5 protein-coding genes are annotated in these 9,440 nt (G+C 75.8%); 3 read left to right on the plus strand and 2 right to left on the minus strand.

Going from position 1 to position 9,440, the window contains the following annotated elements; translation table 11 throughout:
* Positions 1-1,268, minus strand: a 1,268-nt coding sequence (locus tag ACZ7JZ_RS35660; RefSeq protein WP_470947231.1) for an AbfB domain-containing protein, incomplete at its 3' end; no start/stop codon positions are given.
* Between the two features lie 471 nt (positions 1,269-1,739).
* Entirely contained in the window at positions 1,740-6,260 is a 4,521-nt protein-coding gene (locus ACZ7JZ_RS35665; protein ID WP_470947234.1) for a CHAT domain-containing protein, read from the minus strand.
* Between the two features lie 462 nt (positions 6,261-6,722).
* Between ACZ7JZ_RS35665 and ACZ7JZ_RS35670 the strand changes: the two genes are divergently transcribed.
* The 3 genes from ACZ7JZ_RS35670 to ACZ7JZ_RS35680 all read left to right on the plus strand — a co-directional run bounded on the left by ACZ7JZ_RS35670 (position 6,723) and on the right by ACZ7JZ_RS35680 (position 9,350).
* Positions 6,723-7,805, plus strand: coding sequence for a hypothetical protein (locus ACZ7JZ_RS35670; RefSeq protein ID WP_470947237.1), 1,083 nt, complete (start codon positions 6,723-6,725; stop codon positions 7,803-7,805).
* An 87-nt stretch (positions 7,806-7,892) separates the two neighbouring features.
* The gene (locus ACZ7JZ_RS35675; RefSeq protein WP_470947239.1) at positions 7,893-8,777 is read left to right on the plus strand and encodes a hypothetical protein; all 885 of its coding nucleotides are present in this window, start codon (positions 7,893-7,895) and stop codon (positions 8,775-8,777) included.
* Between the two features lie 54 nt (positions 8,778-8,831).
* Complete coding sequence (locus ACZ7JZ_RS35680) at positions 8,832-9,350, plus strand: YbaK/EbsC family protein (RefSeq protein WP_470947241.1); 519 nt, start codon at positions 8,832-8,834, stop codon at positions 9,348-9,350.
* Positions 9,351-9,440 lie beyond the last annotated feature (90 nt).

A 9,440-nucleotide genomic window follows, 5' to 3' on the forward strand; every position in this document is an offset into this window, starting at 1 on the left:
CCGCCCAGTGCCGGAACGACCACCCAGGTGGCGTCCTCACGGTCGGCCTGCTTCGAAGACGCCGACACCGGCGCGAGGAAACCCTCACCCGCGTCCACGGACGACTGCCGGACCACGAAGCCGGCCCTCCCCGAGGCGGGGGCGAGGGTCTGGCGCCTGGCCCGGTACTGGTTCTCCTCCTTCAGGAACTCCGCCACCGCCGCATCCCCCGCCGCCAGCGCGGTCTTCGCCGCCGCGACCAGGTTCGGGTTCACACCCGTCTTCTCCGCCGCCGCCTGCACCTGCACCACCAGACGACGGTTCGCCTCCGCGATCTTCAGACGCCGCGCCTCGTCGTCCCTCTTGTACGCCTCCTCCGCACCCGCATGGATGTACGCCCGCCACACCGCCGGATCCGCACTCAGCACCGCCCGCTGCGCCGCCGCATACAACTCCGTCGCCTTCGTATCCGCAGGAGCAGCCCGCAGCAGCTCACGGATGAAGTTCTCATCCGACAGGGCCAGGACCGCCTCGGAGGGGGTGATACGGAACAGGGCCGCCGCGCTCGTCCGCGCGGACACCTCCCTGCGGCGCGCGGCCTCCGCGGCGTCCTTCTCCGCCAGCTCCTTCAACTCACGCTCCACATCCCGCTGATGCGCATCCCGCGCACCGCTGACGATGAACGCGTGCCACGCCTCAGCATCCTCCGCCAAAGCCCTCGCCGCCGCCGCACGCACCTCAGGACCCGACGCGGCATGCCGCATCACGGCCCGGATGAAGTTGTCGTCACCCAGGTCCAGCAGCTCCGCACCCTGCGGAATACCGACCACGATCAGGACCTGCGCCTTCGCCAGGCGTGCGGCCCGCGCCGCATCCGCCGTGTCCTTCTCGCGCTGCTTGTCCACCGCGTACGCGGCATGGATCCCCGACACGATGAACGCGACGTGCTCGGCCTCGACCGGGCTGGCCATCGCCGCCTCCGCCGCCAGGCGCACCGACTCGTACCCCGCACCCCCGTCACGCGCCTTCTGCCACAACGCGAACACGAAATCGTGGTCACTCAGCAGCAGCACCTCCGGCGACGGATCCAGACGCACCACCGCAGCCGCATCCACCCGCTGCCGGTCATCCGTCCCGATCCCCGCCACCACAGCCACCGCACCCGCCGGCACCGCCACCAACACCGGCGCCACCACACCCGCCACCACAGCCAACGCCGCCGCCGTCACCAACCCACGCGACACAACCCGGCCACCCGAACGCACCGCGCCCGACCCACTCTTCACCATGCTGCCTTCGATCCCCCTGCTAGATCCCGCCCCCGGTTCCCCCCGGGAACGAGGTGGTCGGGCCGCAGTCTCGAAGATCCCTAAAGAGGCGTCAAAGTGGAATTGACCGCTCCTGTCCGCTCAGCGGTTGATATGACGGATTCTCGGGCGGATTTTCGTCATTCTCTGGCCTGAATAACCCTTGTGGTGGGTGCTATCTGAACTCGTCAGTAACGTGGAGGGGTCTGTTCCGGTGTGGGGCGGTGTGCAGTCAGGCCTCCGTTCGCGCCGTTCGCATTCCCGCACCGCCCCGGCCGCGCAAGGGATCCGGACCCCGTCCGCCCCGGCCCCGCCGCTTCCGCTCCCGGGATGTGAAGGCGAGATGTGGTCGAGTGCACATCAACCGGCCCTCAAGCCCCCACCGGGTAGCATGCACGCCCTTTCCGGCCACGTACCCGCCAGGCCGCCCGCCCGCCCCCACCCACCCGTGCCTCACGTCCCCTCGGGGTCCGCCTCCAGGGCCTCGTACACGAGGGCCACCGCCTCGTCCGTGAGGTGCGCGGTCGTGGGGCCGTCGCCGCTGCGGGCCACCGTGACCACCTCGCCCAGGAGGTCCCGGTGCACGTCGGGGAGCCGGGCGTCCCAGCCCGTCACGGCACGCGCCGCTGCCGCCAGCGGCCCCGGGGCACGGAGGAAGGACACGAGTACGTGCTCCACCTGCGCGGACCCGTGCCCGCTCGTACGGGCGTGCCCGGCCGCCGCCCGCAGCAGCGCCAGCACCTCGGGCGAGATCCCGACCAGCCCGCCCCGTTCCTGCCCCTCGCGCCTCCGCAGGCGCCTCCGGCCGCGCAGGTCGTTGACGATGGCGTACGGGTACAGCACCGCCCGCAAGGCGAACAGGCGCCACAGGGCAAGGTCCTCTTCGAACCCGTAGAGCCCGAGTGCCACCATGAGGTCCCAGCCGCCGACCCGCCCGCGCCCGGCCGCCGCCGCCCGCTCCGCGGCCTCGTCGAGCAGGGCGACCAGGTACGGGTCGATGCGTCCGCGCCCGGCCGGCGGCAGCGCGGCGACGGGGCCGCGGCGGCCGAAGGCGCCCAGGGCGATATGGCCCGCCCAGTGGACCGGGGCGCCGCCCGAACCGGTCTCGCGCCAGGTCTCCAGGGCGGCGAGCTGCACCGTGCGCAGCCCCTCGAGGAGGGGCCGGCGGTCGGCCAGTTCCCCGACCAGGTGCCGGTCGATGACGTCCTCTTCGTCGTAGCCCTCGGCCCGGTCCACGGTCGGGTAGGAGGTGACGACGAGCCGGTCGGCCCCGGCCCACAGGAGCGCGGTGCCGAGGACCAGCCATTCGCCGTTCAGGGCTCCGGAGAGGTCGCCGCTGTCGCAGCACAGCATGAGCACCTGCCGCGGCATCGGGAAGCGCTCGGGCTCGGCGATGAGCATCCCGGCGGTCAGCACGCGCGCCGCGGCCGCGCCCAGGGGCGCGGATCCGTGCTCTTCCCCGTCGCCGTCCCGTTCGCTGTGCCCGTCGGTGCCGGCCAGCGGCGGGCGCAGGACGATGCCGCCGCGGAGCGGGGAGGGTTCGTACTCCACCGTGTGGCAGGCGATGACCGCGCTGCTCTCGCCCCGCGCGTCGAGGCCGCGCAGCACTCCGCCGAACCCGCCGAGGGAGATGTCCGCGGACGGCCCGAGGGCCCGTACCCCCATCGGGAGCCGGTCCAGGAGGGTCTGGGCGCTGGGTAGTTGGCTGCTGACGGCCGGATCGCCGAGCTCGCTGCCGGGGTCGATGAGGGCCAGGGCCAGCGGGGGCGCCTCCTCGCGGCGGGGGCGCTCGCAGAGGGCGACGAGCAGGGCGGCCGGCGGGGCGATGGCCATCGTGCAGCGCTCGATCATGCGCAGGTCTGTGGGGGTCCGGTACCCGTCGGGGGCGCCGTCCGGTACGGCGGCCATCGCCCAGGGGACCTGCGCCAGCGCGGCTGCGGGCGCGATGGCCAGCCGCAGCGGCCGCTTGCGGGCCCCGGCCGAGCGGAGGGCCGCGGCGAGCGGGTCCGGGAGGAGCCGGCCGAGCCGCCGGGCGAGGTCCGCCTCCGCCGCGGGCGGCCCCGCGAGCAGCGGGCCCGACAGGACGCGCTCCTCCCAGGCCCCGGTGTCCTCGCCCGGGTACCGCACGGGCAGCGCGTCCCGCAGATCGGACAGGACGGACAGCACGGAGGGGCCCGAGGGGCCGGAGCCGGGTTCCCCCGCCAGCACCCCGCCGCGTACGGGCCCTTCGGGCGGTACGAGCGCCCAGTACACGCGGGGACCGGCCGACCAGGTGCTCCACCACCAGGTGCCCGGCCCGAGTACGGCCTCGGCGAGGTCTTCGAGGGCGTAGGCGCGGGGGCGGTCCTCGGGCCGGTACCAGTGCGTGGCCTCCAGCCGGGACCTGCCCCGTACGCGGATGAAGGGGGCCTCGGGGTCGGGCCCGGCGGTCGCGGCCGGGGCGGGGCCGGCGGCTGCGGCCTGCCGGGTCCCGTCCGGCGCACCACCCGGGTCCGTACCGCTGCCCCTGGGCCCCAGCTGCAACCGTGCGGACTCGATCAGCTCGGCGAGTGCCGCCCAGTCGCGGCCCGCCGAGGCCTGTTCCATGGCCTGCTCGACGGTCCGCCCGAAGACGGTCCACCAGAGCTGCCGCTCCTCGGTCGAGCGCAGCTGGTGGCGCGTGGTGTTGAGGACGGCCAGGGCCTCGATGCGGCTGTCGAGCGCGCCCTGCCGGAACTCGGTCCGGTCCTGGAGTGCGTCGGCGAGCGTGTTGAGGGTGGCCGCGGCTTCGAGCGGTCGCTCCAGCCGCATCAGGAGTCCGGCGGCCCCGGCCTCGGTGCCGAGCTGGCCCGCCAACTGCGCTGTGACGCCGTCGGTGACCAGGCAGGCCCGCTCCGAGAGCGAGGCGCCGCGTACGTACTCCAGGCCGAGCGGCCGGCCGCGGCCGAGGAGCCAGCGGTCCGTCAGCCTGTCCATCCCGCCGTTGCTCGCCACGCGGAGCAGGATGTCCGCCGCCCCGGCCGCGTAGTAGGCGAGGTTCGGGGTGCGGGGGAGGGCTGCCTCGCCCGTGAGCCTGAGGAGGGCCGCGGTGTGCAGGACGTGGGAGCGGCCGGGCTTGCGGGGGACGAGTTCGGCGATGTGGTCGGTGAGGTGCTCGCCCTCGTCGCGCAGCAGGGAGAGGTGCAGCCAGGCGGCCAGGAAGGGGGCGCGGACCTCCGCGGGCACGGGCCCGGGGATCGCGCGGATGACGGCCAGGGCGCGTTCGGCGCCCTCGTGGTCGGAGAGTTCCACCGCCGCCTGGAGCAGGACCAGTTCGTGGACGTGGGACCCCTGCCCGGTGTACGCAGCCACCGCCCGCCGGGCCTCGCCGGGCCGGCCGTTCTGGAGCAGGGCCCAGCCGCGGAGCGCCGCGGCCTGCGCGGCGCGGGGGGAGCCGGTGGCGCCGGTGGCGCGGGGTTCCGGCCCGCTCGGGCTGTGCGCGGCGGGCGGAGGGCCTCCGGCCCCCGGGGTGGGTGCGGCGTACGGGTTGGCCGCGGCGTTCGAACCGGCTACGGCGTCCAGCACACCGGACCTGTCCGGCGCACCTGTTCCACCTGGTCCATCCGGTCCACCCGGCACCCCCGGCGCACCCGCCACCTCCGGCACTCCCGGTGCACCCGGCCCGCCCTCGCCCCCCACGCCCTCCAGGACGCGCAGGGCAGCCGCGGGCCGGGCGAGGGACAGCCGGTGCCGGGCGGTGCGGACCGCCCTGCCGTCCGCGGTGAGCAGGGCGAGCGGCCCCGGCGCCGGCACCGGGACCCCGGCGACCGGCAGCCGCTCCACCCGCGTGACCGCACCCCGGGCCAGCAGCCCCGCCAGGAGCGCGCTCACCGCCCCGAGGGCCAGCGGGGCCAGATGCCCGCGGTCGTCCGCCCAGCCGGTGGCCAGTACGGCGGCAGCGGACAGCAGGGCGAGGCCCGAGAGCCGCTGCGCGGCGAAGACCGCCACGCAGACCAGGGGGATCCAGAGGGGGGAGCGGCCCGCCCACAGGAGGGCGACGGGGGCGGCGGCGAGCGCGGCCACGATCACCCCCCGCCGGATCCGCCGGCGCACGGGGTACGCGGCGGCCACCGCCATCAGGTCCCGCGTGTGCCGCCCGGCCCGCGTGATGTCCGGCCCCTCCATGCGCACCTGGCGGGCGGCCCCGTACTCGCCGAGGCCGGCGATCAGGGCCAGCAGGCCGTGGAGCGCCGCGACCACCAGGGCGGAGCGCTCCAGCCCCAGCAGGGCGGCGAGCACGGCTAGGCAGCCCAACCAGGGCCACCGCAGGCGGAGTTCGAGCGGGGTGACCCGTTCGCCCAGCAGGTAGTACTGCTCCAGTTGGCGGCTGTCCCGCGAGGACACCGCGGCGGCCAGGGCCACGGGCCAGGCCCAGAAGGAGGCCCCCTGCGCCGCGATCACCAGCAGTACGCCCACGGCGGCCGTACGCGCCGCGAGGTGGGCGGCGACGGCGGCGCGGCGGCGGCGCAGGGCGCTGCCGGTGGGGCCCCAGCGCAGCTCGGAAGACGGGGTCTGCGTCGCCGCCGACGGCTGCTCCGCCGCGCGCAGGTGGTGGTCGAGGATCTTGCGGGAGTCCTCCAGTACGCCCAGGCCGAAGGCCTCCGCGACGAGGTCGACGCCGTACACGCCTTCGCTGACGGTGGTCTCGGCAGTGGCGGCGAGGGCCACGGCCAGATGCGGGATGTCCACGTGCTCGTACCCGTAGATCCGGGCGACGGTCCCCGCGACCTGCACGATGTGGCCGAGGTCGTTCGGCGTGAACTCCCTTGAAGGTTCCCGCAGATGGCGGGCCAGCTCCTCGGGAAGGACCACGCAGACCCGGGTCCACTCCTCCGGGGCCAGCAGGTCCAGCGCGAGGACGAGCCGGTCCCGCTCGGTGAGCCGTACGCCCATCGCGTCGGCAGCCGCCAGCAGGCGGCGCGCACTTTCGGCCAGGGGCGGGACGGTGTCGGACACGGCCTGTCAATCTCCTGTCGTGGCTCTCGCAGCCGCTCGGAGACGTCCCGTTCCCGCCCCCGCGCTCGCCTCGGCCCCCGCCGGCGCCCCCGCCCCGTCGGTTCCGATAGCGCCCGATCGTAGGGGCGGCCGCCGGGGCGGGGCGGGGGATCCGGCCAACTCGGCCGATTCGGTCACAGGCGGTCTGAACCGGTCAGGACCGGCCGGGGCGGGCGCTGCTCACAGAGCCCGCAGAACTCACAGAGCCCGGCGTCGTACGGGCCGAACCCAGCCGGCGCGGGCGCTCCCCGAAGCGGGTCCCGGCCTGGAACACCGTGACCCGGCCCGACTCCGCACCGCCCCCACCGGCCGGTTCGCCCGTACGGCCGCGCTCCGGCCGATCCGTCCGGCAGCCCGCGGAAAACACCTCGCCGCCCGCCCTCCGCCGTGCGAGGATGCCCCTCTTTCCCCGACGGAGGACGTTTGTTCGTTTTCGTGTGCGCGGGCTGCGGCGCCGAGTTGACCGCCCCGCTGTCCCGCGTCGCCCTGCCGGTCCACGCCCGCCAGAGCTTCGGCAACGGGCTCCAGCTCCCGGTGCTCATGGCCCCGGGCACATTCGCCGTGGACGCCGTGGAAGCCATGGAAGCCGCCCCCCAACCCCCGCCCGCACCCGCGCTCTTCGGCACCCTCCCCGCAGCAGTCGTCATCGCACCCGGCGACGCCCTCGGCACCGTGCTGATGCCGGAGAACCGCGGCACCGGATACTGCTGCGGACTCGACGGCTCGGGCGGGCCGAGCATGGCCTGCGAGGCCTGCGGCCGACCCGTGGCCACGCGCATCGACGACTGCTCGCTGTGGCAGGCGGTCTGGCTCGAACCGGCCGCCGTACGCGCCCTCCCCGCAGGGGATCCGGAAGACGACACCCCCCTGCCCTGGGCCGACGTGCTGCGCGCCGCCGAGGCCACACCCCCGTTCGAGGTGCTCACCCGCTGGGGTTTCGTACCCGGCCCCACGGACTGGTGGTCCCTGTGGAGCCCCCAGTGGGAGGCCGCGGCCGGGCGGGCCCTCGCCCACCTCCTGGCCGCCTCGGACGGGCGGCCGGTGACCGTCCCGTCCGGGCTGACCGCCGAGGTCTTCCAGCACGCCCTCGACGCCCTGCTGCCCCCGGGCCCGCCGCCCCGGCCCGCCGTCCTCGCCGGACCCGGACTGCCCGCCCCCGCCGCGGACGACCGCATCCTCCTCGTCCCCACGCACCCCCAGACCGGCGCCCCCTGGACCCCGCCGGGCCCGGCCGCCTGTCCGCTCCGGCTGATCCCCCTCCCGCTCGGCATCTGGCTGGCCCTGGCCTCTCCGCAGCGGGACCTCCCCGTGCCGGCCGCGGGCCGGCTGCCCGAGGGGGTCCTCCGGGACGACTATCCGCCCGCGCCCCTCCACCCGCGTAGCGCGTGCCGCGCCGACCTCAGGGTCTTCCGCGACACCCTCCTCCGCCTCCCCGCAGCCCGCCGGCCGTGGGCCCGCGCGGCGCTGGACGGCCTGCCGTGGTACCTGCGCCCCGGCGCCGTCTGACCGCGTCTGCGGGGGCGCCGGACCTCGACCGGGGGGTGCCAGACTGTGCCGACGACCGCCGCACCCGAGGGAGACGAAACGCAGCCCATGCCGCCGCCCGACCACACCGCGCAGCCCGCCCCCGTCCCCGGGCTCGCCCCCTCGGCCCTCCCCACCGCGGGCACGCTGTTCGCCGCCCTCTACGGGGAACTCGCCCCGCACCCCTGGCAGCAGGGACCGGGACGGGCCCGGGGTGGCGAAGACGGCCCCGACGCCTACCAGTTGTTCCTCCAGCGCTCGCAGGCCATGGGCTGGCTGGACGGGCGATCAGCGCACCCCTCGGGGGCGGGCACCCCCGGCCTCTGGGCCATGAACGACGCCGGCTGGGAGCGCCCCCTCGCCGCCCGCGCGGCCGACGGGCAGGCCCTGATCGGGTGGTTCCAGGTCGAGGCCGGCCCGGTGTCGGGGGACCGCCCGCTGCCCGTGCAGCCGTTCCTGCGCTGCGCGGCCGACACCCTCGCCCGCGCCGGCACCGCCCGCCTGACCGCCGTACAGCTCCTCCTCCCGCTCCAGGGCGTCGATCCGGCCGCCCGCCCGCCGTGGGCGCCCGTACCGTCGACGGGCACGGCCGACTGGTTCGGCGTACGCGATCCCGGCGCCCGTACGCCGGTACGCATCGTGCTCGACTCCGGACGGGACCCTTCCGCCGCGGCGGCCGGGGAACGGATCGCCGACCGCCTGCGCGCCCTCGACCAGCCCGTCTTCACCCTCGGCCCGGAACCGGCCCCTCCGGCCGCCCCCGCAGCCCCGGCGCCCCCGCCGCCCTTCCACGACACCTTCTGGAACGGCCCGCCCGGCCACGGCACGACCCTCCACGGCCACCTCGCCGAATGGTCGCCCGAGGCCGTCGGCTGGCTCGCGGAGACCCTGGCCGACTCCGCCGCCCGCTACGGCGTCCGCACACCCCTGCTGCTCACGGTCACCCGCACCTGACCGGTCCCCCCGCCTCATTCCGCCCACCTCCGACACCCCTGAGGAGCCCGCCCCGTGTCCCCCAGCGAAAACCCCCCGTGCGCCACCACCGCCTCCCTCCCCGCCCGCAGCCGGCAGGTCGCCGACGCCCTCGCCGCGGCCGGAGCAGCGGGCCGCGTAAGGGAGTTGACGGAATCCGCGCGTACGGCCGCGGAGGCCGCCGCCGCCCTGGGCTGCGAGGTCGGCGCCATCGCCAACAGCCTGGTCTTCGTCTCCGACGGGCAGCCCGTCCTGGTGCTGACCAGCGGCCGCCACAAGGTGGACACCAGCGCCCTCGCCGCCCGCTGGGGCCGCGGCAGGCTCCGCCGCGCCACCCCCGAGCAGGTACGCGAAGCCACCGGCCAGGCCATCGGCGGCGTGGCCCCCGTCGGCCACCCCGCCCCGCTGCCCACCGTCGTGGACACGGCCCTCCTCGACTATGCCGAAGTCTGGGCCGCGGGCGGCACCCCGCACACGATCTTCCCCACCACCGCCACCGAACTCGTCCGCATCACAGACGGCCTGCTCCTCCCGGTCGGCCCGGAGGAGAGCTAGGCCCAATGCTGGTGACTTAGATGTTCTGTGCTCGTTGGTTGTGGTGTGGCGAGGGTGGGGCAGGTCAAGTCGCCTGCGGGTGAGCGGTTG

The organism is Streptomyces sp. NPDC038213, from assembly GCF_055600495.1.

Excerpts from the sequence above, each read along its gene's own strand:
- ACZ7JZ_RS35675 (WP_470947239.1), top strand. The coding sequence starts at position 7,893 with ATGCCGCCGCCCGACCACACCGCGCAGCCCGCCCCCGTCCCCGGGCTC.